This window comes from Rhizobium sp. C104, assembly GCF_022354505.1.
Taxonomy (GTDB): Bacteria; Pseudomonadota; Alphaproteobacteria; order Rhizobiales; family Rhizobiaceae; genus Rhizobium; species Rhizobium redzepovicii.
On sequence record NZ_CP092348.1, the window covers coordinates 694,812 to 717,129 of the forward strand.

General features: G+C 62.6%; 22 protein-coding genes and 2 pseudogenes. 11 read left to right on the plus strand and 13 right to left on the minus strand.

Going from position 1 to position 22,318, the window contains the following annotated elements; translation table 11 throughout:
- Nucleotide 1: 1 nt before the first annotated feature.
- Nucleotides 2–1,498 (minus strand): PLP-dependent aminotransferase family protein, encoded by a 1,497-nt coding sequence (locus tag MF410_RS04465; protein ID WP_239620202.1) that lies wholly within the window; start codon nucleotides 1,496–1,498, stop codon nucleotides 2–4.
- Nucleotides 1,499–1,594: 96 nt separating this feature from the next.
- Here MF410_RS04465 and MF410_RS04470 point away from each other — a divergent pair, with 96 nt between their 5' ends.
- On the plus strand, nucleotides 1,595–2,209 hold the full coding sequence (locus MF410_RS04470; protein ID WP_097629307.1) for a LysE family translocator: 615 nt from the start codon (nucleotides 1,595–1,597) through the stop codon (nucleotides 2,207–2,209).
- A 20-nt stretch (nucleotides 2,210–2,229) separates the two neighbouring features.
- Nucleotides 2,230–3,143: pseudogene (locus MF410_RS04475) on the plus strand (dihydrodipicolinate synthase family protein).
- Here the strand turns inward: MF410_RS04475 and MF410_RS04480 are convergent.
- A complete protein-coding gene (locus MF410_RS04480; RefSeq protein WP_097629309.1) occupies nucleotides 3,128–5,152 on the minus strand; it encodes an ATP-binding protein in 2,025 nt (674 codons plus the stop codon). The pseudogene MF410_RS04475 and the gene MF410_RS04480 sit on opposite strands and share 16 nt — an antisense overlap.
- A 324-nt stretch (nucleotides 5,153–5,476) precedes the next feature.
- Here MF410_RS04480 and MF410_RS04485 point away from each other — a divergent pair, with 324 nt between their 5' ends.
- Complete coding sequence (locus tag MF410_RS04485; protein ID WP_239620205.1) at nucleotides 5,477–7,267, plus strand: acetolactate synthase 3 large subunit; 1,791 nt, start codon at nucleotides 5,477–5,479, stop codon at nucleotides 7,265–7,267.
- A 68-nt stretch (nucleotides 7,268–7,335) separates the two neighbouring features.
- A complete protein-coding gene (gene ilvN / locus MF410_RS04490) occupies nucleotides 7,336–7,908 on the plus strand; it encodes an acetolactate synthase small subunit (protein ID WP_097629311.1) in 573 nt (190 codons plus the stop codon).
- 40 nt (nucleotides 7,909–7,948) lie between these two features.
- On the opposite strand, the gene MF410_RS04495 is transcribed toward ilvN, so the two are convergent.
- On the minus strand, nucleotides 7,949–8,797 hold the full coding sequence (locus MF410_RS04495) for an aldo/keto reductase (RefSeq protein ID WP_097629312.1): 849 nt from the start codon (nucleotides 8,795–8,797) through the stop codon (nucleotides 7,949–7,951).
- 149 nt (nucleotides 8,798–8,946) lie between these two features.
- On the opposite strand from MF410_RS04495, the gene MF410_RS04500 reads away from it, so the two are divergent.
- A complete protein-coding gene (locus MF410_RS04500) occupies nucleotides 8,947–9,540 on the plus strand; it encodes a LysE family translocator (RefSeq protein ID WP_097629313.1) in 594 nt (197 codons plus the stop codon).
- Here MF410_RS04500 and MF410_RS04505 read toward each other — a convergent pair.
- Complete coding sequence (locus MF410_RS04505) at nucleotides 9,532–10,008, minus strand: DUF2269 domain-containing protein (RefSeq protein WP_097629314.1); 477 nt, start codon at nucleotides 10,006–10,008, stop codon at nucleotides 9,532–9,534. The genes MF410_RS04500 and MF410_RS04505 overlap by 9 nt on opposite strands.
- Nucleotides 10,008–11,282, minus strand: a complete 1,275-nt coding sequence (locus MF410_RS04510; protein WP_239620207.1) for an SDR family oxidoreductase — start codon at nucleotides 11,280–11,282, stop codon at nucleotides 10,008–10,010. Before MF410_RS04510 ends, MF410_RS04505 begins: the two co-directional genes overlap by 1 nt.
- A 395-nt stretch (nucleotides 11,283–11,677) precedes the next feature.
- Here MF410_RS04510 and nthA point away from each other — a divergent pair, with 395 nt between their 5' ends.
- The 3 genes from nthA to MF410_RS04525 are packed head-to-tail and all read left to right on the plus strand — an operon-like array spanning nucleotide 11,678 to nucleotide 13,291.
- Nucleotides 11,678–12,277, plus strand: a complete 600-nt coding sequence (gene nthA, locus MF410_RS04515) for a nitrile hydratase subunit alpha (RefSeq protein ID WP_097629383.1) — start codon at nucleotides 11,678–11,680, stop codon at nucleotides 12,275–12,277.
- Nucleotides 12,274–12,933: a nitrile hydratase subunit beta gene (nthB, locus tag MF410_RS04520; RefSeq protein WP_097629316.1), complete on the plus strand. Its 660-nt coding sequence runs from the start codon at nucleotides 12,274–12,276 to the stop codon at nucleotides 12,931–12,933. Before nthA ends, nthB begins: the two co-directional genes overlap by 4 nt.
- Nucleotides 12,920–13,291, plus strand: coding sequence for a nitrile hydratase accessory protein (locus MF410_RS04525; protein WP_097629317.1), 372 nt, complete (start codon nucleotides 12,920–12,922; stop codon nucleotides 13,289–13,291). The genes nthB and MF410_RS04525 overlap by 14 nt, the downstream gene beginning before the upstream one ends.
- 97 nt (nucleotides 13,292–13,388) lie before the next feature.
- On the opposite strand, the gene MF410_RS04530 is transcribed toward MF410_RS04525, so the two are convergent.
- From MF410_RS04530 to MF410_RS04540, 3 genes are read right to left on the minus strand one after another with little or no spacing between them, the layout of a single operon-like run.
- On the minus strand, nucleotides 13,389–14,171 hold the full coding sequence (locus tag MF410_RS04530) for an anti-sigma factor (protein ID WP_097629318.1): 783 nt from the start codon (nucleotides 14,169–14,171) through the stop codon (nucleotides 13,389–13,391).
- On the minus strand, nucleotides 14,168–14,683 hold the full coding sequence (locus MF410_RS04535) for an RNA polymerase sigma factor (protein ID WP_097629384.1): 516 nt from the start codon (nucleotides 14,681–14,683) through the stop codon (nucleotides 14,168–14,170). The genes MF410_RS04530 and MF410_RS04535 overlap by 4 nt, the downstream gene beginning before the upstream one ends.
- A gap of 28 nt (nucleotides 14,684–14,711) precedes the next feature.
- Nucleotides 14,712–15,092, minus strand: a complete 381-nt coding sequence (locus tag MF410_RS04540; RefSeq protein WP_097629319.1) for a hypothetical protein — start codon at nucleotides 15,090–15,092, stop codon at nucleotides 14,712–14,714.
- A 264-nt stretch (nucleotides 15,093–15,356) separates the two neighbouring features.
- Between MF410_RS04540 and MF410_RS04545 the strand changes: the two genes are divergently transcribed.
- Nucleotides 15,357–15,845 (plus strand): Rrf2 family transcriptional regulator, encoded by a 489-nt coding sequence (locus MF410_RS04545; protein ID WP_097629320.1) that lies wholly within the window; start codon nucleotides 15,357–15,359, stop codon nucleotides 15,843–15,845.
- A gap of 28 nt (nucleotides 15,846–15,873) precedes the next feature.
- Here the strand turns inward: MF410_RS04545 and MF410_RS04550 are convergent.
- From MF410_RS04550 to MF410_RS04565, 4 genes and pseudogenes are all read right to left on the minus strand, one after another.
- Nucleotides 15,874–17,350: pseudogene (locus MF410_RS04550) on the minus strand (mechanosensitive ion channel family protein).
- 95 nt (nucleotides 17,351–17,445) lie between these two features.
- A complete protein-coding gene (locus MF410_RS04555; protein WP_097629322.1) occupies nucleotides 17,446–17,862 on the minus strand; it encodes a cupin domain-containing protein in 417 nt (138 codons plus the stop codon).
- A 62-nt stretch (nucleotides 17,863–17,924) separates the two neighbouring features.
- Nucleotides 17,925–18,680, minus strand: a complete 756-nt coding sequence (locus tag MF410_RS04560) for an SDR family oxidoreductase (RefSeq protein ID WP_097629323.1) — start codon at nucleotides 18,678–18,680, stop codon at nucleotides 17,925–17,927.
- A gap of 69 nt (nucleotides 18,681–18,749) precedes the next feature.
- Nucleotides 18,750–19,229 carry a carboxymuconolactone decarboxylase family protein gene (locus tag MF410_RS04565; RefSeq protein ID WP_003593481.1) on the minus strand — a complete coding sequence of 160 codons (480 nt, stop codon included), beginning with the start codon at nucleotides 19,227–19,229 and terminating at the stop codon, nucleotides 18,750–18,752.
- Between the two features lie 132 nt (nucleotides 19,230–19,361).
- Between MF410_RS04565 and MF410_RS04570 the strand changes: the two genes are divergently transcribed.
- A complete protein-coding gene (locus MF410_RS04570) occupies nucleotides 19,362–20,288 on the plus strand; it encodes a LysR family transcriptional regulator (RefSeq protein WP_097629324.1) in 927 nt (308 codons plus the stop codon).
- Nucleotides 20,289–20,358: 70 nt separating this feature from the next.
- Nucleotides 20,359–21,486, plus strand: a complete 1,128-nt coding sequence (locus tag MF410_RS04575; RefSeq protein WP_003593484.1) for an ATP-dependent RecD-like DNA helicase — start codon at nucleotides 20,359–20,361, stop codon at nucleotides 21,484–21,486.
- Between the two features lie 79 nt (nucleotides 21,487–21,565).
- Here MF410_RS04575 and MF410_RS04580 read toward each other — a convergent pair whose 3' ends face one another.
- Entirely contained in the window at nucleotides 21,566–22,258 is a 693-nt protein-coding gene (locus MF410_RS04580; RefSeq protein WP_097629325.1) for a MerR family transcriptional regulator, read from the minus strand.
- Between the last annotated feature and the right edge of the window lie 60 nt (nucleotides 22,259–22,318).

Below are 22,318 nucleotides of genomic sequence, written 5' to 3' on the forward strand. Positions count from 1 at the left end.
CTCAGCGTTGGACTTCCACTCCGAAGATCTGCAGCTCCAGCAATTTGACGAGTTTGCCAACCGCCGCCTGTAAGTGCTCCGGCAGAAATCCGCCGAAGCCCAGCATCAGGCCGGGGGGCGCCGCCTGCGCGGCATACATCGGGGAGATCGCGCGAACCGCGAGGCCGGCCGACAGGGCACGGGCTGCGAGCTTTACGTCGTCGGTCCCCTCGGGCAGCCATAGAAGAATGTGCATGCCCTGATCACTCGGCTGAATGCGGCAGCCGTCCGGCAAGGCCCGCTCGAGCGTTGCGAGCAGGACTGCGCGGCGTTCGGCATAGAGGCCGCGAATGCGGCGGATATGCGCTTCGAAATAACCCTCCCTCATGTAGGTGGCCAGAACGTGCTGTTCTGCGGTCGGCGCGTGCCGGTCGAGAATGGCGCGGGCGCCCGCAAAGGCTTCTGCGAGCGGAGGAGGTGCGATGACGTAGCCGAGGCGCAGTGATGGAAAGAGCACCTTGCTGAAGGTGCCGAGATAGACGACGCGGGAGGGACGCAAGCCCTGCATCGAGGGGAACGGATGTCCGGCATAACGCAGCTCGCTGTCATAATCGTCCTCGACGATCCAGGCGCGGTTCCGATCGGCCCAGGCAATCAAGGCATTGCGCCGCGCCATGCTGAGCGGCATGCCGACCGGATATTGATGTGAGGGGGTGACGAAGGCGGCGCGCGCTTGCGGGCAGAGTTCGAAGCCGCGTTCGACGTTCATTCCCTGTGCGTCGACCGGGATGCGGTGCGTCTTGACGCCGAGATCGTCGAGCACCGCCGTCAGCCCCGGATAGGCCGGGTCCTCGGCCCAGACCGGATCGTCGCGCGACAGCAGGACCCGGCCCGCCATATAGAGGCCTTGCTGGGTGCCCGACGTGATGATGACCTGTTCCGGCTCGCAGCGAACGGCCCGCGCGCGTCGGACGTGTTCGGCAATGGCGACCCGCAGCTCGAACAGGCCCATCGGATCTTGATAGCTCGCGGGAGCTGCCTGTTTCGACGTGCGTACGCGATTGCCGAGGCGGCGCCAGTTGTCGTCGGGCGCGATGCCGGCAGCAGGGACGGCGATGGCAAAGGGAATGGGCGGGTGAGGGGTGAGCGCGCGGGCTATGGCGATGAGCCGCACCGCCGGGGAAGGCAGGTCGATGGCATCCGCTCCCGACGGCATCGCCGGTGCGGGCAGGGGTGTTGTTGTCGTATCTGTCAGAGCGGCGGCGACCCGGGTTCCGGCGCCGATCTTCGCTTCGAGATAGCCCTCAGCGGTCAGCTGATCGAATACGTCGACGACGGTGCCGCGGGCGATCTTCAAGGAAACCGCGAGGGAACGCGTCGAAGGGAGGCGCTCACCGGGCCTCAGTTCGCCGCGCGAGATTGCGCTCCGCAGAGCTTGGGCCAGGTGGCGGCCGACATTGACCGTTCGGTCGATCGCGTTGAGCGACGGGATTTCGATGGTGCTGCGCCGTTTGGGCATTGTAAAGTGGTCCATGAATATTTTTGAAAATGGCGCTTCAAGATGGACCAATTTGCGCGGAGAAGGAAGCGAATTGGATGCTTCCGGAAAATGGAAATGCAGGATCTCCTCGTCGTCTATATCGCCTATGTCATCGCGGCCGGCAGTCCCGGCCCCAGCAATATGGCGATCATGAACGTGGCGATGAGCCAAGGGCGGCGACCGGCTTTGGCGCTTGCCGCCGGGGTCATTACGATGTCCACGTGCTGGGGACTGATCGCGGTCACGGGCATTTCGACGCTCCTTGTCCGCTATGCTCATGCTCTGCTCATCCTCAAGGTCATAGGTGGGCTTTACCTCCTTTGGCTCGCCTGGAGGGCGGCTCGCTCGGCGGCTGCCCCGGATAGATCGGCAAGCGTGGTCGTCCGGCCCGCCGCGCAACTCGGAGCACTGTATCGCCGCGGTATTCTGATGCATCTCGGAAACCCGAAGGCGGTTCTGGCCTGGGTGGCGATCATGTCGCTCGGCCTCAAGCCTGGCGCTTCGCCCGAGATGGCCGTCACCGCGTTCGGCGGCTGCGTGCTTCTCGGGATCGCGATATTTTCCGGTTATGCGCTGCTGTTCTCGACGGCGCCGATGGTGCGCGGCTATGCGCGGGCGCGCCGCTGGATCGAGGGAAGCCTCGCCGTGTTCTTTGCGGGTGCCGGATCGCGCCTGCTGTTCTCCCACTGACCGCTTTTCAGGATCGTATCATGTCTTCAGTGTCTCCGTTTCATGGCCTTTCGGCCTTTCCGCTAACGCCCGCCGACATCAATGGCCGGGTGGTCACGGAAGCCCTCTGCCGCCTTCTCGAGCCTCTGTGTGACGCCGGCGTCACCTCCATCGGCCTTCTCGGCAGCACCGGCATCTATGCCTACCTCACGCGCGAGGAGCGGCTGCGTGCCGTCAAGGCGGCGGTCGAATGCGTTAAAGGACGTGTTCCCATCGTCGTCGGGGTCGGGGCTCTCCGGACGGACCACGCCCAGGATCTGGCCAGGAATGCCGAGGCGGCCGGCGCGGATGCGCTTCTGCTGGCGCCCGTATCCTATACGCCGCTGACCCAGGAAGAAGCCTACCAGCACTTCCTCGCGGTCACCAAAGCGGCGCCGCTGCCGCTCTGCATCTACAATAATCCTGGCACCACCCACTTCACCTTCAGCCGTGAGCTTCTGCAGCGCCTTTCCGACATCGAGGCGATCCGGGCGGTGAAGATGCCTCTGCCGGCCGACGGCGATGTGCGGGGGAACTTGCGGCATTGCGCGGGAAGACCGATCTTGCGATCGGCTATAGCGGCGATTGGGGCGGGGCCGAAGCGCTGCTCTCAGGCGCCGATGCCTGGTACAGCGTCGTCGGCGGCTTGCTGCCTCGCACGGCCCTTGCCCTGACCAAGGCTGCGATGGCAGGCGACCGCAATGAGGCGCGCAGGCTCGATGGGCTGCTTGAGCCGCTTTGGAAGATGTTCAAGGAATTCGGAAGCATCCGTGTGGTCTATACGCTGGTCGAGCATGTTTTGTCGGCCCAATCAGAGCTGCCGCGGCCGCTCTTGCCGCTCGCTCCGACGGAGCGGCAGCGTGTGCTCGACGTTACCGAGCCGCTCACGGCTTTGGAGCATCAATCCTTGTTGTAAAGGCTGCTCAGCGGCTTTTTCAGAATGCTTTCGCGCAGCGACGGGCCAGGCTCCCGGCGGGTGACCGCGGGCTGATCGGCCGGAGGCGCCGGCCGCGGAAAGACCGGTTCCTCGCGGCGCATCTCGCGGCGGAGCGCGTCCAGCCGGGGATCGGTCGCCGGCGGCGCGGCGGGGTCGAGCCGTGGGGTCTGCGGCAGCAGTTCGCGCCGGTAGGATTCGAGCGGCGCGGACGAGGGGGCAGGCGGAGTATTCGGCTTTGCGTCGATTTCCTCGTCGGCCGCATCAACCTCGTCGAGGGCTGCCGCTGAGGCCGCATAGCTCTGTTGGAAATTCGAAATGTCGGGTCCAACGGTGACTGCGCGCATGCGGGTGACGATCTTGCGCAGATCGACCGTATCCGGATCTTCCTCGCTGTGCTTGCTGTTGGCGCTGGCAGCCTTCGGTAACAGTTTTTCGTCGACGCGGGAAAAGCGCATGCGCATCGGCACGCTGATCGCCTCGCCGAAAGCAATCGCCTCGCCGTTGCCGATCGAAGAGATGAAGCTCGTCGTCGAGATCGACGAATTCGGGATCGCCGAGCGGATGATTTCCTGGTCGCGGTCGTTGGCGAGGCGCATGGCAAAGAGCGTCGAGCACTGCGACAGGATCGTCTGATCGAGTTCGCCCGGCCGCTGCGTGATGATCCCCAGCGAGACGCCATATTTGCGGCCTTCCTTGGCGATGCGGGCGATCGCCTGGCGCGTTGGCACGAAGCCGAGCGTCGGATCGGAAGGGATGTAACGGTGGGCTTCCTCGCAGACGACGAGCATGTGGATGGCGCCGTCGCTCCAGAGCGCCACCTCGAAGGCCATGCGGCAGAGCACTGAGGCGACGGAATTGACCACCTCGGAGGGAATGCCGGCCAGCTGGAAGGTACAGATCGGCCGGTTTTCGCCAGGAATGCGGAAGATCTGCGCAATGGTCTCGGTGATCGTGTCGCTGATCGTGTTGTTGGAGAACATGAAGTGATAACGCGGATCGTTGATCGCAGCGATCAGGCGCATCTTCAGCGAACGCAGGGAGGGCTTTTCGGTGCGACCTTCCAGGCGGCCGATGCGCTCGTCGATCAGCGCCAGCAGGTCGGCCATGCGGTAGGGAACCGGCGTATCGGCGGTGATCGAGCTCTTTTCCGTCGTGCGGCGTACCAACGAGTTGTCGCTGCCGCGGAAGGCGCGCTTGGCCTCGGGCAGGATATCGCGCAGCATGTCGAGCTCTTCCGGCACCGGCGGGCGGCCGCGAAAGACGACTTCGGCAAATTCTTCCAGCCGCATCAGCCAGAAGGGCAGGTCGAGCGTATCGGTATCGATTGTGACGGCGTGCTTGGGAAAGGCGGCGGCGAATTCGTTATGCGGATCGAGGATCAGAACACGCAGTTTCGGATCCGCCGCGATCGCCTTATGCAGCAGCAGCGACACGGCGGTCGACTTGCCGACGCCGGTGGAGCCGACAACGGCGAAATGCTTGGAGAGCATCGATGGGATGTGGATCGCCGCATCAATGCTTTCGTCCTGGGTCAGCTTGCCGATGACGGCGGTCGTGCCTTCTCCGGCATCATAGATGCGCATCAAATCGGCGGCGCGGATGCGGTGGGCGATAGCGCCGAGATAGGGATAACGCGAAATGCCGGTCGAGAATTCCTCGCGGCCGTCCTCATCGACACGGACTTCGCCGAGCAGTTCGGTTTCGATCTTGAAATTGTTGTCCTCGCCTTCGCCCCAGGCATGGCTGCCGGTGTTCATCTGATAGACGAGGGCAACGACGCGGTTGCGGCCGACGCTGATCGAAATCAGCCGCCCGACGGACCAGAGTTCGGTCAGATCGGTGCCGCCTTCTTCGGCGACGGCGGCAATCGTCGCCCGCGAGCCGCTGCAGGCAACGACGCGGCCGAGAAAGCGATTTCCCGGCGCATGGCCGTCGCGTCGATCGTGCTCGCCTGCCTTGCCAGACACGCGCAAGTCGTTGTTGAGCAAAGGGCTACTCCCTGCAATGGGGCTTGATAATAAAGTCCATCCTTTAACAAATCCTTCAAACCATGGTTTTTAGAGGGTAAAGGAGCGCGCATGGATTTTTATTGCGGCATGCGTTGACGCTGCGAAATTTTCTGTCTATCACTTCCGACCATGAAAATCGCAACGGCTCTTATCGTGGTGGGAAAGCGCATGGGCAGGATGGTGTAACCATCCGGCGGTAGCCACCCATGCGCTAGATGACAGGCTCCTCCGGGGCCTTTTTTTATGCCCGAAATTCGGGCTTCCGGCCACAAACGCAAATCCCAGCATAAACGGAACAGACAGATGAGCACGGACAATCAGGCGGCAGGCAATCGGATGACGGGAGCGGAGATCGTTCTCAAGGCGCTGAAGGACAACGGCGTCGAACATATCTTCGGCTATCCCGGCGGCGCGGTCCTGCCGATCTATGACGAGATCTTCCAGCAGGAAGAGGTCAAGCACATCCTCGTCCGCCACGAGCAGGGGGCAGGTCATGCGGCCGAGGGTTATGCCCGCTCCACCGGCAAGGTCGGCGTCATGCTGGTCACCTCGGGTCCAGGCGCCACCAATGCAGTCACGCCGCTGCAGGACGCGCTGATGGATTCGATCCCGCTCGTCTGCCTGACCGGTCAGGTTCCGACGCCGCTGATCGGCTCCGACGCCTTCCAAGAATGCGACACGGTCGGCATCACCAGGCCCTGCACCAAGCACAACTGGCTGGTCAAGGACGTCGACCAGCTCGCTGCTGTTATTCACGAGGCCTTCCGCATCGCCCAGTCCGGCCGTCCGGGTCCGGTCGTCGTCGATATTCCGAAAGACGTGCAGTTTGCCACCGGCACCTACACGCCGCCCGCCGATTACGCGATCCAGAAGAGCTATCAGCCGAAGATCCAGGGCGACCTCAACCAGATCCATGCGGCGATCGAGCTGATGGCGACAGCGCGTCGTCCGATCATCTATTCCGGCGGCGGCGTCATCAATTCCGGCCCCGAGGCTTCCAAGCTGCTGCGCGAACTGGTCGAGCTCACCGATTTCCCGATCACCTCGACGCTGATGGGCCTCGGCGCCTATCCGGCTTCGGGCAAAAACTGGCTGAAGATGCTCGGCATGCACGGCTCCTACGAGGCCAACATGGCGATGCACGACTGCGACGTCATGGTCTGCATCGGCGCTCGCTTCGACGACCGCATCACTGGCCGCCTCAACGCCTTTTCGCCGAACTCGAAGAAGATCCATATCGATGTCGATCCCTCTTCGATCAACAAGAATGTCCGGGTCGATATCGGCATCCGCGGTGATGTCGGTCATGTCCTCGAAGATATGGTCCGCTTGTGGCGGGCGCTGCCGAAGAAGCCGGAGAAGAACCGTCTCGAAGACTGGTGGACCGATATCGCCCGCTGGCGGGCGCGCAACTCCTTCGCCTACACAAGGAGCAACGATGTCATCATGCCGCAATATGCGCTGGAGCGGCTCTATGCGCATACCAAGGACCGCGATACCTACATCACCACGGAAGTCGGTCAGCATCAGATGTGGGCGGCGCAGTTCTTCGGCTTCGAGCAGCCTAACCGCTGGATGACTTCGGGCGGCCTCGGTACGATGGGCTACGGCCTGCCGGCCGCGCTCGGCGTGCAGATCGCCCATCCCGACAGCCTCGTCATCGACATTGCCGGCGATGCCTCGATCCAGATGTGCATCCAGGAAATGTCGGCGGCGATCCAGCACGATGCGCCGATCAAGATCTTCATCATGAACAACCAGTATATGGGCATGGTGCGCCAGTGGCAGCAGTTGTTGCACGGCAACCGGCTGTCGAACTCCTATACGGAGGCGATGCCCGATTTCGTCAAGCTGGCGGAAGCCTACGGCGCCGTCGGCCTGCGCTGCGAAAAGCCGGATGAGCTGGACGACGCCATTGTCGAGATGATCGAGGTCAGGAAACCGGTCATCTTCGATTGCCGAGTTGCCAATCTCGCCAACTGCTTCCCGATGATCCCCTCGGGCAAGGCGCATAATGAAATGCTGCTGCCTGATGAAGCCACCGACGAAGCGGTCGCCAATGCGATCGACGCCAAGGGCCGCGCGCTCGTCTGACATTTTTAATTGCGCATAATCCTTTCCGATTTCGGGGTTATGCGGCAGGGAAGAGGAAACTCAAGACCATGAACGCACACCTACAGCCCACGGGCTCCGCTTACTTCATCTCGCCGGAAACGGCGGCGATCGAAAGCCATACGCTTTCCATTCTCGTCGACAACGAACCGGGCGTTCTTGCCCGGGTCATCGGCCTGTTTTCCGGTCGCGGCTACAATATCGAGAGCCTGACGGTCTCCGAGACCGAGCATCAGGCGCATCTTTCCCGCATCACCATCGTCACACGCGGCACACCGCACGTGCTGGAACAGATCAAGGCGCAACTCGAGCGTATCGTACCGGTGCACCGCGTCGTCGATCTGACGGTGCGCGCCCGCGAACTCGGCCAGGACCGGCCGATCGAGCGCGAGGTGGCGCTGGTCAAAGTGATCGGCGAGGGCGAGATGCGCGCCGAGACGCTGCGCCTTGCCGATGCCTTCCACGCCAAGGTCGTGGATGCGACCGTCGGTCACTTCATCCTTGAGATCACCGGCAAGTCGTCCAAGATCGACCAGTTCGTGGCGATCATGAAGCCGCTCGGCCTGATCGAGGTCTGCCGCACCGGCATCGCCGCGATGAACCGCGGCGCGCAGGGCATGTGAGCCGGGCACGCACCACAACAGTGCTGAAAGCCGCTGGAGGTCAGAGCATCTCCAGCGGCTTTTTCTTTGCCGGCGGCGGGAAGGCGGCGTCGAGCGCCTGCCAATCCACGTCGGTGATCTCAAGCGAGACGCAGTCGCGATTCTCAGCCGCGCGGGCGGCATTCGACGTTTTCGGGATGACGATGACGCCGTCGCGTTCCAGCAGGAAGGCGAGCGCCAACTGGGCGGGTGTTGCCTGATAGGCCTTGGCGATGCGGATCAGCTCGGGATGATGCAGGATGTGCCCCTGCTCGATCGGCGAATAGGCCATGACCGGAATGCCGCGGTTCTGGCACCAGGGCAGGAGGTCGAATTCGATGCCGCGGCGGGAGAGGTTGTAGAGCACCTGATTGGCGGCGACATTGGCACCGTCGGGCACGGCTAGCAGTTCCTCCATGTCGCCGGTGTCGAAGTTGGAGACGCCCCAGGCGCCGATCTTTCCGGCGGCCTTCAGCATTTCGAAGGCCGCGACGGTCTCGGCCAGCGGATGGCTCCCGCGCCAGTGCAGGAGATAAAGATCGATGCGGTCGGTGCCGAGCCGCTCCAGGCTGTGCTCGCAGGCTTCGATTGTGCCTTTCAGGCTGGCATTCCAGGGATAGACCTTGCTGACGATGAAAACCTCGTCGCGCCGTCCCTTGATCGCCTGAGCGACGATCTCCTCGGCGCCGCCGTCGCCATACATTTCGGCGGTGTCGATCAGTGTCATCCCCAGATCGATGCCGGCCTTGAGGCTTTCGATCTCGGCCCTGGCATGGCCGGCATCCTCGCCCATCGCCCAGGTTCCCTGGCCGAGCGCCGGCACTTCCGCGCCGTTCGGAAATCTGACGAAGGGAATTGGGTCGTCCTGCATGGGTCTTTTCCTGGGAAAGAGATTGGGCCGCGCCGCCATCTTTCAAGTAATCCTGTCACCATGACAATGATGTAATGGCATCGCCGATTTAGGGCAGTTATGCTGACCTAAATAAACGGCCTGCGGGAAAGCCGGCCCCGGGAGGTCGCATGCCGCTGGATACGTTTCTCGCCCTTGTACTCTTTGCCTTCACGACGTCGATCACGCCGGGGCCGAACAATATGATGCTCTTCGCATCGGGCGTGAATTTCGGCTTCCGCAGAACGATACCGCATATGTTCGGCATCGGTGTCGGCTTCTTCTCGCTGCTGATCGGCGTCGGCCTCGGGCTCGGCGCCTTGCTGCATACCGTTCCTGTCGTCTATTCGGCGTTGAAATTTGCCGGCGGCGCCTATCTCGTCTGGATCGCCTGGAAGATCGCCTCATCGCGATCGATCAGTGAAGGCAAGAGCGCTGTCAGGCCGATGTCTTTCTTTTCGGCGGCGGCCTTTCAGTGGGTCAATCCGAAAGCCTGGGTGATGGCGGTCACCGCGATGGCGACCTATACCAATCCCGAGCTCTATCTCGGCAGCGTGCTTCTCGTCGGCCTCGCCTTTGCGGCGGTCAATGTGCCGAGCGTTTCGACCTGGGCAGGCTTCGGCTCGGCGCTCAGGGAATGGCTTTCCGATCCGGTGCGGCTGAAATGGTTCAATATCAGCATGGCTGTACTTCTGGTGGCGAGCCTCTGGCCGATGTTAAAATAGGGTGATCGACGGTTTCGTCAGCATCAGCCACAAAATGCCGATGACGGCAAAGAAGGCCGGAAAGCCGCAGGCGAACCAGATGCGGTAGAGGCTGAAATAGGCCGGCGGCAATGCGCTTCCGGACTTTGCTGCGACACGGGCGAGATCGCGCAGCCGGATCTGGATCCAGACGACCGGCAGCCAGAACAGGCCGGTGACGATATAAAGCAGCAGCGACAGCGCGATCCAGCCTTCCGACAACTCCCAGCCGATTGCCCGCGCCAGCAGATATCCGGTTACGGGCTGGAAAATGGCGGCAGTTGCGGTGAAAATCGTATCGGCAATGACGACGGTTCCGGCGACATGGGCGACTAGGACGGGATTACGCGTGCGATGCGCCATCACCATGAAGAAGGCGATGCCGGCGCCGGTGCCGAAGAGCACGGTCGCGCCGATGACGTGGGCAAGCAGCAGCCACTCCTCGAGCATCAGCGTTCATCCAGGGTGGCAAGGGCCGTCAGCGTCAGTAAGATCGACGGCAGCACCTTTACGAGGGGACCGAGCGGGTCGAGCCAGAGCGTCGGTTCGAGCAGGCTGGCGCCGGCGAGATAGGCGAAAGAGACGGCGAGCATGCCGAGAAGAGCGCGTTTGGCGAGCGGACGGACAAGCACGGCAGCGCCCAGCGCCACGTCGATGAGGCAGGTCGCAAGCGTCAGCGCCGTGGCCGTGGACTCCGGCATGAACGGCAGGAAATGGGCGGATGTCTTCTGCAACGCCAGCAGCGGGATCAGGCCGGAGAGCAGCCAGAAGGCGGAGAGCCCCGATATGACGAGTGGTTTCAGCAGGTAGAGCCGGGCAAACCAGAGATCCTGCACGCCGGATGGATTGGCTGATAGGGTTGCCGCAGCGGATGTCGCGACGAGGCCGCTTTCTCCCTTTACGCTTCGTATGCCCTCCGACATGACTGTCATCGCCGTCGAGCGCAGCGGCGAGCGCCAGCCGAGCAGCCCTGCGACATCGGCAAGCCACATGACGGGCTTTGCAAGCCACGGCGCAAGGGAAAAGACGCGGGCGGGCGGGAGGCCCAGCCATTGCCGGTGAAGGCTGACGAGATCGGCAAGCGTAAGGATCTCGTCGGCTGCGAGATTGATATCACCGCAGAGGCCGACTGCAACCGCCCGCGACACGGCTTCCGCCACATCGTCCACCGACAACGTTTCGACCGGGCTTTCGGCATGGACGAGCGGCAGCGCCAGGGGGAGGGCGGCAAGCGCCCTGAGCAGCGACGAACCGCCATGGGCATTGCGGCCGAGAACGAGGGCAGGGCGCAGGATGAGGCAAGGCAGGCCGCTTGCCGCCAGCGCCTCGTCGGCCCGGCGCTTGGTGGCGAGGAAGGGCAGGTCGCCCGCCGCGCCGGCCGTCCTCGCCGATATCTGCACGATTAGCGGCTGCGACCCGCGTTTGGCTGCGGCATAGAGCGCCAGCACAGCTTCGGCTTGCGTGGCCGCCAGATTGTCCGAGAGGCCGTCCTGCAGGGCGCCGGCGCAATTGACGACGGCATGCTGGCCGTTGAGGATCTCGTCCCAGTCGTCCGCTTTCGTCATATGTGAGAGATCGGCCCGGCGCCAGTCGATCGCCGGCTGCTTTGGGCGGGCACGCATGGGGTTGCGGCCGAGCCCGGTCACGGCATGCCCATCAGCGACGAGCCGGGCCGCGACGACGGAGCCTATGAAGCCGGTTGCACCGAGAATCAGAATGTTCATGGCGGGAGATTAGCGGAAAAGTTTGAGTGGGATAGGAGGGCTTGGCGGGCTTGTGGTGTGTGGTAGAAGGAGGAAGCGGAGGATACTGGATGGCGAGACGTTGCCCACGATTCCCCTTCTCCCCAGCGGGGAGAAGATGCCGGCAGGCAGATGAGGGGGTGAGCGGCACTGCCGCGAATGCACGGAGCGCAAGCAAAGGGCAACAATGACGGGCATGCCGTGCGGCCCCCATCCGACCCTTCGGGACACCTTCTCCCCGCTGGGGAGAAGAGGAGGAGCGAGTCCGCGCGCATTGAGGAAACAGGACGGCCGATTGCCGTTTGGAGGACATTGCCTTGAACGACGATCACGACCACGACCACCACGATCATGCCCACGACAACCACTACTCCGACATGCAGGCCCGCGTCAAAGCCCTGGAAACGCTGCTGACGGAGAAGGGGCTGATCGATCCGGCGGCGATCGATGCGATCGTCGAAACTTATGAGACGAAGGTGGGGCCGAGGAATGGGGCGCATGTCGTCGCCAAGGCCTGGAGCGATGCCGATTTCGCCGAGTGGCTGAAGCGCGATGCGACGGCGGCGATTGTGAGCCTCGGTTACACCGGCCGGCAGGGCGAGCACATGCGCGCCGTCTTCAACACGGCAGAGACCCATAATCTCATCGTCTGCACGCTCTGCTCCTGTTATCCCTGGTCGGTGCTCGGGCTGCCGCCGGTGTGGTACAAGGCGCCGGCCTATCGCTCGCGCGCCGTCATCGATCCGCGCGGCGTGCTTGCCGAATTTGGGCTGACGCTGCCCGAGGAAAAGAAGATCCGCGTCTGGGATTCGACGGCGGAACTGCGTTATCTCGTTATTCCCGAGCGGCCGGACGGCACGGACGGAATGAACGAGGCAGCACTTGCCGGCCTCGTCAGCCGCGATGCGATGATCGGCACGGCAATCGCAGGCAGCGCGAAGATTTCAGCTGCCGGCAGCCCGGAGGCTCTTCCATGAACGGACCGCACGATCTCGGCGGGCAGATGGGCTTCGGGCCTGTCGCGCCTGAGAAAAACGAACCTTATTTCCATGCCGAATGGGAAAAGCGGGCACTCGGCATCACGCTTTCCTGCGGCGCTTTCGGCGCATGGACGATCGATGAAAGCCGGCATGCACGCGAAAACATTCCGCCGGCCGATTATCTCGCCGCCAGCTATTACGAGATCTGGATCCGCGGCGTCGAGACGTTGCTCGCGCGGCACGGTTTTGCGACGCGCGAGGAGCTGTTGTCCGGCCGCAAGCTGCAGGAGGGCGCCGCGCCGAAACGGGTGCTGAAGGCGGAGATGGTGCCGGGCGCGCTGGCGAAAGGCGGGCCTTGCGATCGTCCTGTCGAAACCGCACCGCTCTTTGCTGTGGGCGAGGCGGTGAGGACGAAGAATTTCAATCTGGCCACCCATACGCGGCTGCCGCGATATGCGCGCGCCAAGACGGGTGTCGTCGAGGCGGTGCAAGGGGCTTTCGTCTTTCCCGACGACAATGCGCATGGCCGAGGCGAAAATCCGCAATGGCTCTATACCGTCGTCTTCGGCGGCGGTGAGATCTGGGGCGAGGGAGCGGATCCGTCGCTAACGGTCTCCATCGATGCGTGGGAGAGCTATCTTGAGCGTTTGTGAGACGCCGTCTCAGCTGGCGCAATCGCTTGGGTTGCCGAAGTCGCCCGAAGGTGATCCGGTTTTTCCCGAGCCTTGGACGGCGGACGCGTTCGCCATGACGGTGCATCTGCATGAGAAGGGGCTGTTCGCGTGGAGCGAATGGGCCGAGGCCCTGTCCAAGGAGTTGCATAAGCCCGGCCGCGCTAGGGATGGCAGCGATTATTTCGACTGCTGGGTGGCGGCTCTTTCCGAACTGCTTGTCAGCCGCGGCGTAGCGGATGCATCCGTCATCCTCGACCTGCAGCAGAGCTGGCAGCGGGCCGCCGAAGCCACGCCACACGGGCAGCCGATCGAACTTGCCAACGATCCGCTGCGCTGATCTGTGGAGCGGTTCAACGGAAGCGCAGAACCGCTCTAGTCTTTTGTTTTACGCAATTCCGGACGGAAAACCGCTTCGCACTTTTCCTGGCGTTGCTCTAGGACGGAAACTGTCTGTAGCATTCCTCGGCCACACCCCGCAGGGTTTCACGCGAGATTTCGCCGGTGACGGCATAGCCGAGTTCGCCGTCGATCCAGTAGAAGGTTTCGAGATTGCCCGAGGAGGCGAAGCGAAAGCTCGTCGTGCGGTTTTCCGTGTTGCGGCCGACAATGACGGTCAGGCGTTCGCCCGCCTGGTTCTCATACATGAACATGGCGCCCGGCCTGTCATCGACCGGCAGCAGGCGGCCGCCAACCAGCTTAAAGCCGAGCGATTGCAGGTTCGGGATCTTCAGGTTCTGGATGGCGAGGCGCTTGCCGAGCCAGGTGGCGAGATGGGCCTCCTCGTCGGCGAAGACCTCGACCGGGTGGCGAACCTCGGCGGCGTAGACCATGAATGCGGTCTCGGCCTGTTTCGGCAAGGTTTCTGAACCGGTAAGCTGCAACGCCGGCCTTTCCAGCAGTGCCGGGCCATAATGGCCACTGACGGTGCCGAGCGCAAAGACGACGAGGGCCGCGGCGGCAATCGCCCAGCGTTTCGGCGTAGAGGAGACGGCACGTGTGGGGGCGACGAGCAGTGGGTCGGTGTCCTTTGCCTTCTCGTAACCGGCAAACAGCGATCGGATGCCCGTGTTCTGCGCCTGCCATTCGGCCACCAGCGCCGCTTCGTCGGGATTGTCGGCAAGATAAGCCTCGATGCGAGCGCGTGCCATTTCGGGCAGCTGACCGTCGGCAAAGGCGTGGAGATCGGCTTCGGTGACGATCGGATTGGTTTCGTTCATTTCGGTCTCCGAAGCGTAATGACGTTATCGGCCTTCAGCCTCTCGGCGACGCGCAGGCGGGCGCGCGACAGCCGGGACATGACGGTGCCGATGGGAATGTCGAGGGAAGCGGCGACCTCGCTGTACGTGTATCCTTCGATGACGACGAGCATCAGCACGGCTCGGTGCTCCTCCGAAAGGCTGTTCAGCGCGTTATCGAGCCGCGCACGCTCCAGCGGATCGGCCGGCGGTTCGGGAGCGGCCATGTCCCCGGCGGCGTCAAGCTCGACCAGGCCGTCGCGCGCCTTGCCGCGCCGGCCGTTGCGGTAGAGATTGGTCATAATGGTCAGGACCCAGCCGCGCAGGTTGAGGCCGCGCCATTGGCCACGGCGCGCCAGCACCTTTTCGACACAGTCCTGGAGCAGATCCTCGCCATCGGCATCCGAGCGCGTCAGGCTGCGCGAATAGCGCCTGAGCGAGGGAAGGAGGGCCAGGATCTGGCCCTCGAAACTTTCAGGTGCGGGTGTTTTCACGCCAGCCGCTTTCTGATGAGCAAGGCGATCAAGGCTTGGCAAGCTCCCAGTTGCCGCCGACTCCATCGCCAGTAATGTCGCCCGCCTTCTTGTCCTTGACCCAGTAATACAGCGGCATGCCGTCCTTGGCCCATTGCTTCTTGCCATCCTTGCGGTCGATGATCGAATATGCACCATCGGCCTTGGCATCGGAAGCGGCCATCAGCGGCGGCCAGTTTTTGGCGCAATCGTCATTGCAGTTGGAAACGCCCTTGGCGTCCTTCTTGAAGGTGTAGAGGGTCATGCCGTTGTCGCCGGCAAGAACCTTGCCCTTGGCGGATTCGACTTCCTTGACGGGAGCGGCTGCGAAAGCAGCGGTCGCTGCGAGGGCTGCTGCGGCCACGACGGACAGGAATTTCACGGATTTCATGATGTCTCTCCTCAGGTTGGGCACGCAATTTTGCGGTACCTGACATGAGACACGAGACGAGGCGGTATTATTCCGCATGCAGGCAAAGTTTTATCTTGGGCGGGTGATCATTCGCTGTGAGGGATTGTGCCGCCGGCACGAATGTAAAGAAATTTCAACTCACGCAACACGCTGCTTTTACGGGTCGTTTACATCATTTCAATTTGCGGATATGATGTATCCTTAATTCCTATTCGCAGAATCAGCCATCACGCGAGTTGCTGAATGATCCTGAAAAGCCAGGTCGAGTGGGCGCTCCACTGTTGCGCCATTCTCGCGGGCCTGCCCGAGGGCAGGTATCTCTCCACCAAGGCGCTCGCCGAGCTTCATGGCCTGCCGAAGGAATATCTCTCCAAGGCGCTGCAGAGCCTTTCGCAGGCATCGCTGGTCGATACCACGCTCGGCCCGAGCGGCGGTTACCGGCTTGCCAAACCGTCCTCCGAGATCAATTTTCTCGACATCGTCGAAGCGGTCGAGGGCAAGGCGCGCAGCTTCACCTGCACGAACATCCGCGACAACAATCCTTGCCGTCCGGCAGGCTATTGCGACAGCAAGCCCTGCGCAGTCGCCCGCGTCATGTGGGAAGCCGACGAGGCATGGCGCAATACGCTGCGGCGCGTCCGGCTTTCCGATCTGGTCGGCACCTTGTCCGAGGAAGTGCCGGCCGAGCTTTGGCAGAGTACCTTCGAATGGGTGCTCAAGCGCGCCGGCTGATTACAGGGCCGCGCGTCTTATTATCGTGCTAGCCCCTGAAGATTGTCCTGATGGTTTTCAGAATGGCGTGCGCGCTGTGGGCGGGTTCCGGGGGAGTGCTGCGTCGCGAAAGCGCTCCGCGCGGCTGGCGAGCTCTTCGGCGATTTCTTCCGCCAGCGCCGGACGCTGGTTCAGCAACGGAGCGAATGCCTGTTGATCGATTTCATAGACCGTCACCGGGGTCAGAGCCTCGAGCGTGCAGACTTCCTGCATGCCCGCGAGCAGCCCGGTCTCACCGAAAAAATCACCTGGTGCGAGCCGCCCGCGTTCCCCATCGCCGTGCCGCGCTGCAATAATGCCGGCCCGCACCATCATCAGCGACGGCAGCATTTCCCCCTCCCGCACAATCACGTCGCCCTTGCGGAATTCACGCACGGCAGTGGTCTCGGCAAGCTTCTGCTTTTCATCTGCCGTCAGCGTCGCAAAGATCGGAATGGCCTCGATGAGTTCGAGCGGCGTCACCCGCGGCGGTCGAGCGCTCTCTTCGGTCGGCAGATCGCCCGTCAGCACCGAGGCCGCCGCCGGAACGGCGAGAAGCAGGCCGGCCGATTTGCAGTGGCGATAGACGAGATCGAGCACCTCGTTTCGCGCCTGGACACGCCGGCTCGGGCTCGTCACCCGGAACTGCAGCTCGACTTCGAGCGCGGTGGCGTCCAGCCCCTTTAGTGCGACGACCGGCGGCGGGTCGCGCACGATCGAATTGCAGCTCGTCAGCGCCGATAACATGACTTGGCGGACCGATGCCGGCATCCGTGTCGGGGCGATGCGGATGGTGAGGACAAGGAGATGGCTCTCGTCCGGCCGGCTGACATTCGTCAGGCCGAGCTTGGCGAGAAAACTGTTCGGCAGAACGACGATATTGTTGGCGCTGGTTAGGATATGCGTCGCGCGCCAGTTGCTCTCGACGACGCGCCCTTCCGTGCCATCGCTCAAAAGAATCCAGTCGCCGATGACATAAGGCCGGCCGAGTGTCAGCGCGATGCCGGAGAAAACGTCGGCGAGCGTGTTCTGGAGAGCAAGGCCAAGAATGATAGCGACTACGCCCGAGGTCGCAACGAGGGTCCCGATGGCACGCCGAAGACGAAGGCCAGAACCGACAGGGCCATGCCGATATAGACGACGCCGATGACGAGATCCTGCAGCAGGCGAGCCTCTCGGGGGCTGCCTTCCAGCACCAGATACAGCCTGATGAAACCGATGAAAGCCCATGCCAGGTGAATCCACCAGAGCGTCTTCGCGACAATGACGAGCAAAGCCTGCGGATCCTCGGACCCATAACCTTGAAACCGGTGGGGTTCGATGCCGCTGCCGACGAGGATCAGCGTCATCACGCCAAAAAAGACGATCTGCACCACCAGACGCGTCGTCGGCCGCTGGCGGGACAGCAGGTGCCAGACGACGATTCCGGCGAAGCCGACTGTTATCAGTGATATCAGAGGCTTGCCGAAGAGCGCGTCATAGATCATCTGTCTCGGTTCTCCGGGGTGAGCGGGCGGCCCATGATCGAGCATGTCGGCCGTCCGCGCAAGCATCGGCCCCGCGCGGACGGGTTTGGCGGCCCTTACTTCTTGAGGGGATAAGTCAGCTCTTTCTGGTCGGTGTCGACGACGAAGACGGCGAGCAGGCGGGCGGGCTTCGTCTCGCTGCCGTTGGCGCTGACGCCGTGGCGGTCGCCCGGCATTTCGGAGAAACTCTCGCCGGCATGATAGACCTTGACCGGGCCGTCATTGACCTGGCTGCGGATCGCGCCTTCGAGCACGGTGGCGTAGATGAAGGCGGAGTCCGGATGAGTATGGCCGTCGGAGAAGCCGCCCGGGCCGTATTCGACCAGCACGCCCTTGATGCTCTTGCCCGGCACGTTCGGAAGTTCGTGCTCGTAGACGAGGGTGACCTTGGCAGATTTGCTGTTGTCGTTAGCGCCGGCGCCGGTGGCCGCCAGGCAGGTGAGGGCGGCGGCAAGGATCGATGCTCTGATCATTGGAATCTCCATCTTTGCTGGTGTGGGAGGACGCGCCCCAGTGGTCGCGCCCCGGGGCAAGATCACTTCGACTGGGCGGATTTTGCGAACCATTCTTCGAAGCTGATCGAACCGAGCCGCGGGTTGTTGTCGGAAACAAGCGACTGGTCGTTGAGCCGGACGCCGAAATATTTTGCTTCCGGATCGGCCTCGACGGTGCGCGGGTCTTTCATCGCCTTCAGATATCGGGCGACGAGTTCGCTCAAGCGGGCCCGTTCCGGACCTGATATTTCGATCGTGGCGTTGGCGGGGGCCGACAGCGCCACGTCAGCCATGGCATCGGCGACATCGTCGGAGGCGATCGGCTGCACATAGGCCTGCGACAGGCGAACCGTCTGGCCGACCGTGCCCGACTGGGCGATGCCGCCCAGGAATTCCATGAACTGCGTCGAATGCACGATGGTATAGGGAATGCCCGACGCCTTGATCAGCTTTTCCTGGGCGAGCTTGCCGCGGAAATAGCCGCTGTCCTGTAGCCGCTCGGTGCCGACGACGGAGAGCGCGATATGGTGCTTCACGCCGGCAGTCTTCTCGGCGGCGAGAAGATTGCGCCCCGAGGTCTCGAAGAATTCGAGGACGGCTTTGTCTTCGAAGGACGGCGAATTGGCAAGATCGAGGACGACTTCCGCGCCCTCAAGCGCCGCTGCCAATCCTTCTCCCGTGATCGTATTGACGCCGGAATTCGGCGAGGCGGCAATCACCTCATGCCCCTTTAGGCGCAGGCGTTCGACAGTCTTCGAACCGATGAGGCCGGTTCCGCCGATGACGACGATTTTCATAACAGATCTCCGTTCGCTGCCGGAGGTGCGGCAGCGTCAAAGGTGAATCTTCTCAATGAATTGTGAGGGTTAGTTCAAGCCGGCCTTGTCGAGGCCGTACGCCTTGTCGGCGGAACCGGGGACGGTCTTGAAGCCGACATTGACGCGGTTCCAGGCATTGATCGCCATGACGACGAAGGTCAGATCGGAGATTTCCTTTTCGGAAAGCTGGCCGCGAACCCGTTCGTAAATCTCGTCGGGAATGCCGCCTTCTGGAAGTTTCGTCAGCGCTTCGGTCCAGGCAAGGGCTGCCCGCTCGCGCGGGACGAAGAGGTTCGATTCCCGCCAGATGGCGACGTGATGGAGCCGCAGTTCCGTCTCGCCGTGGATCTTTGCCTGCTTCACATGCATGTCGAGGCAAAAGCCGCATCCATTGATCTGGGAAGCGCGGATCTCGATGAGGGCCTGAAGCTTCTCGTCGATCACGCTGCTGCGCAATGCCATGCTGAATTCCATGAACTTCTTGAAAAGCTCGGGGGACTGCTGGGCGTAGTTCAATCGCTGGGTCATGTCGTCTCTCCGTTAATTAAGGATATCTGATATCCTTATGGATGAAGGATATCCTTAATTGCTGGACTGTAAAGCCATTCCAGCCTAGTCTGTCTGCATAAAGCCTATGCACAAAAGTATGAGGGGGCAGAGATGGATATCGTTTCGGCATTGCGGACCTTCCAGCGCGTCGTGGAGACGGGCTCGTTTTCGGCGGCGGCACACGATCTCGACGTGACTCAGCCGGCGGTCTCGCGGCAGGTCGCGGCCCTTGAGGGGCATTTCAACACGCGCCTCCTGCACCGCACGACGAGCGGCCTGTCGCTGACGGCGGAGGGGGAGCGGATGCTGCCGATGGCGCTCAGAATTCTCGAAGCGGTGGAGGAACTCGGCGATGCCACCGGATCGGACGGCGTCATGGCTTCCGGGAAGGTCAGGCTCAGTGTTCCGGCACCGCTCGGCCTCTATCTGAGCGAGCGGCTGGGCTATCTTCTCGCCGCCCATCCGAAACTTTCAGTCGAACTGCTCTTCAGGGAGCAGAGCTCCGATATGATCGAGGAGCGCCTCGACCTCGAAGTGCGCCTCGGTTCGGTCGCCGACAGCAGCCTCGTCTGCCGCCGGATCGGCTGGACGACGGCCTTCCTCGTCGCCTCGCCCGCCTATCTCGCGCGCAAGGCGCCGCCGCGGACGCCGAAGGACATCAAGGACCATGAATGCCTGTGCTACAACAGGGCGGGCGATGCCGCGACATGGTCGTTCTCCAACGGCTCCGAAGACCTTTCGATTCGGATCTCGCCGCGGCTGACCGCCTGCAGTGCCGTCGCCATTCACAGAGCAGCCCTTGCCGGTGCGGGACTGGCGGTGCTCTCCCATATCATCGCCGGGCCCGATATCGCCGCCGGCCGGCTGATCCCCGTGATGGAGGATTTTCAGCCAAGCCGGCTGCCGATCACCGTCGTCTATCCCTCGAGACGGAACATGCCGCTGCGCGTCAAGACGGTTCTGGATTTTCTGACCGATGCCATCGGGCGGGACCCGTCGATGTGCGCGAGCGGCATGGACCGGCGCTGGGAGGGATGATCATCCCGCTGGGCGATTTGCGGTTTTCCGCCTTGCCTAACGTCCGCGAATCCTGCCAAGTCCTCCGATCATGCAATTTGCGCCGCAACAAGATGAAGCCCTCAAGGCTGTTTCGAAATGGCTGAATGAAGGGCGCTCGCCACTCTTCCGCCTGTTCGGCTATGCCGGGACGGGAAAGACGACGCTTGCCAAGCATTTCGCCGAGAATGTCGACGGCGACGTGCTGTTTGCCGCCTTCACCGGCAAGGCGGCACAAGTGCTGCGCTCGCGCGGCGCCTCCAACGCCAAGACGATCCATTCGCTGATCTACCGGCCACGCGGCGAGGAGGCAGTGGAGGACGAAGAGACCGGCAAGACCTCGATCGCGCCGATGTTTTCGATCAACCGGCAAAGCCCGGTCGCCAAGGCGGCGCTGATCATCGTCGACGAATGCTCGATGGTGGACGAGGCGCTCGGCAAGGATCTGATGAGCTTCGGCACGCCGATCCTGGTGCTCGGCGATCCCGGCCAGTTGCCGCCGGTCAGCGGCGGCGGATACTTCACCAATCAAGATCCGGATTACCTGCTGACCGATATCCACCGGCAGGCGCGCGACAATCCGATCATCAAGCTCGCCATGCAGGTGCGTGAGGGCAATGAGGTGATGTATGGCGATTACGGCACGGCCAAGGTGATCTCGAAGAACGAGGTTACGCAGGATCTCGTGATGAAAGCCGACCAGGTGCTCGTCGGCACCAACAGGACGCGGCGGCGCTATAATCAGCGCCTGCGCGAGTTGAAAGGCTTTAATGCCGAGTATCCGCAGACCGGCGACAAACTCGTCTGCCTCCGCAACGATCCGGCCAAAGGCCTGCTCAACGGCTCGCTCTGGCAGGTGATGACCTCGTCCAAGGAAACGACGAAGCCCGGCATCAATCTGCTGGTCCGGCCCGAAGACGACGACATGGATCGGGGCGCCGCCAAGATCAAGCTCCTGAAACAGGCCTTCGAGGATGTCGAAGGCGAAATCCCCTGGAACACCCGCAAGCGCTACGACGAGTTCGACTACGGCTATGCACTGACCGTTCACAAGGCGCAGGGTTCGCAATGGAACGACGTCGTGCTCTTCGACGAGAGCTGGGCGTTTCGCGATACGCGGGAACGCTGGCTTTATACGGCCATCACACGCGCGGCGGAGACGCTGACGATCGTGCGCTGATAGGATTGGCGGGAGGCGACGGTGGCGGCCGTCGAGAGCGTGGGCCAGGCTTGCCCGCGGTGCAGTCAGGCGTTCAAGGTTATGCCTGCACGATGCCGAGCAGAACGGCCTTGGCGATCGCCTGGAAGCGGTTGTTGGCGCGGAATTTCAGGATGATTGCGGCTTCGAGATCCCTCGTCTCATCATGCTTCAGATCGAGCGCCCGGGCGATTCGCTGGGTGGAATAGCCCTCCGCCATCAGTTCCAGGCAACGCCGCTCCTGCGGGGTCAGGCTTGCGCTGTCCTGGTTGTCGTTGAGCGGCGGCTCTTCGACACTGTTGTCGTAATCCAGAAGGTCGCCCACCTGCTGGAGCTGGCGGTGCAGCGTCGACATCTCTGCAGTCAGCTCGCGCTTGCGCACCTGCAGCGCCTCGCGGAACATCGCTTCGGCCCTTTCCTGCGAATCGGCCTTGCGAAGCTCGTCCATCAATTCCTGGATGACGGCGATCGGCATGCCGGTCTCGCGGCAGACGGTGATCACAGCCATGCGCATCACGTCGTCCTGGCCGTAGACCCGCATCAGCCCGATTCGATTGGCAGAAATCAACCCCTTTTCTTCGTAGAAATGCAGTGTCCTGTGCGTAACGCCGAATGCGTTGGCCATATCGGCGATTGGCACCGGACCGTCCGGTAGATCCGGCGGCAGCGCGGCCGAAGGCAGAAACCGGTATTTCGACCGGACCTCCGAAGCGATACCGGCGGCAGCAAACAGGCGTTTGGAACCGTCTGGCATGAACCCTCCTAGGGCATCGTGTTGCACCTCATGCGGATTTGCCAGTTGCTTCCCAGGCGC

Bases quoted from the DNA above. Each gene is read 5' to 3' on its own strand.
- MF410_RS04465 (WP_239620202.1), bottom strand. From the start codon at position 1,498: ATGCCCAAACGGCGCAGCACCATCGAAATCCCGTCGCTCAACGCGATC.
- MF410_RS04470 (WP_097629307.1), top strand. From the start codon at position 1,595: ATGCAGGATCTCCTCGTCGTCTATATCGCCTATGTCATCGCGGCCGGC.
- MF410_RS04485 (WP_239620205.1), top strand. From the start codon at position 5,477: ATGAGCACGGACAATCAGGCGGCAGGCAATCGGATGACGGGAGCGGAG.
- ilvN (WP_097629311.1), top strand. From the start codon at position 7,336: ATGAACGCACACCTACAGCCCACGGGCTCCGCTTACTTCATCTCGCCG.
- MF410_RS04495 (WP_097629312.1), bottom strand. From the start codon at position 8,797: ATGCAGGACGACCCAATTCCCTTCGTCAGATTTCCGAACGGCGCGGAA.
- MF410_RS04500 (WP_097629313.1), top strand. From the start codon at position 8,947: ATGCCGCTGGATACGTTTCTCGCCCTTGTACTCTTTGCCTTCACGACG.
- MF410_RS04505 (WP_097629314.1), bottom strand. From the start codon at position 10,008: ATGCTCGAGGAGTGGCTGCTGCTTGCCCACGTCATCGGCGCGACCGTG.
- MF410_RS04510 (WP_239620207.1), bottom strand. From the start codon at position 11,282: ATGAACATTCTGATTCTCGGTGCAACCGGCTTCATAGGCTCCGTCGTC.
- nthA (WP_097629383.1), top strand. From the start codon at position 11,678: ATGCAGGCCCGCGTCAAAGCCCTGGAAACGCTGCTGACGGAGAAGGGG.
- nthB (WP_097629316.1), top strand. From the start codon at position 12,274: ATGAACGGACCGCACGATCTCGGCGGGCAGATGGGCTTCGGGCCTGTC.
- MF410_RS04530 (WP_097629318.1), bottom strand. From the start codon at position 14,171: ATGAACGAAACCAATCCGATCGTCACCGAAGCCGATCTCCACGCCTTT.
- MF410_RS04540 (WP_097629319.1), bottom strand. From the start codon at position 15,092: ATGAAATCCGTGAAATTCCTGTCCGTCGTGGCCGCAGCAGCCCTCGCA.
- MF410_RS04545 (WP_097629320.1), top strand. From the start codon at position 15,357: ATGATCCTGAAAAGCCAGGTCGAGTGGGCGCTCCACTGTTGCGCCATT.
- MF410_RS04555 (WP_097629322.1), bottom strand. From the start codon at position 17,862: ATGATCAGAGCATCGATCCTTGCCGCCGCCCTCACCTGCCTGGCGGCC.
- MF410_RS04560 (WP_097629323.1), bottom strand. From the start codon at position 18,680: ATGAAAATCGTCGTCATCGGCGGAACCGGCCTCATCGGTTCGAAGACT.
- MF410_RS04565 (WP_003593481.1), bottom strand. From the start codon at position 19,229: ATGACCCAGCGATTGAACTACGCCCAGCAGTCCCCCGAGCTTTTCAAG.
- MF410_RS04570 (WP_097629324.1), top strand. From the start codon at position 19,362: ATGGATATCGTTTCGGCATTGCGGACCTTCCAGCGCGTCGTGGAGACG.
- MF410_RS04575 (WP_003593484.1), top strand. From the start codon at position 20,359: ATGCAATTTGCGCCGCAACAAGATGAAGCCCTCAAGGCTGTTTCGAAA.
- MF410_RS04580 (WP_097629325.1), bottom strand. From the start codon at position 22,258: ATGCCAGACGGTTCCAAACGCCTGTTTGCTGCCGCCGGTATCGCTTCG.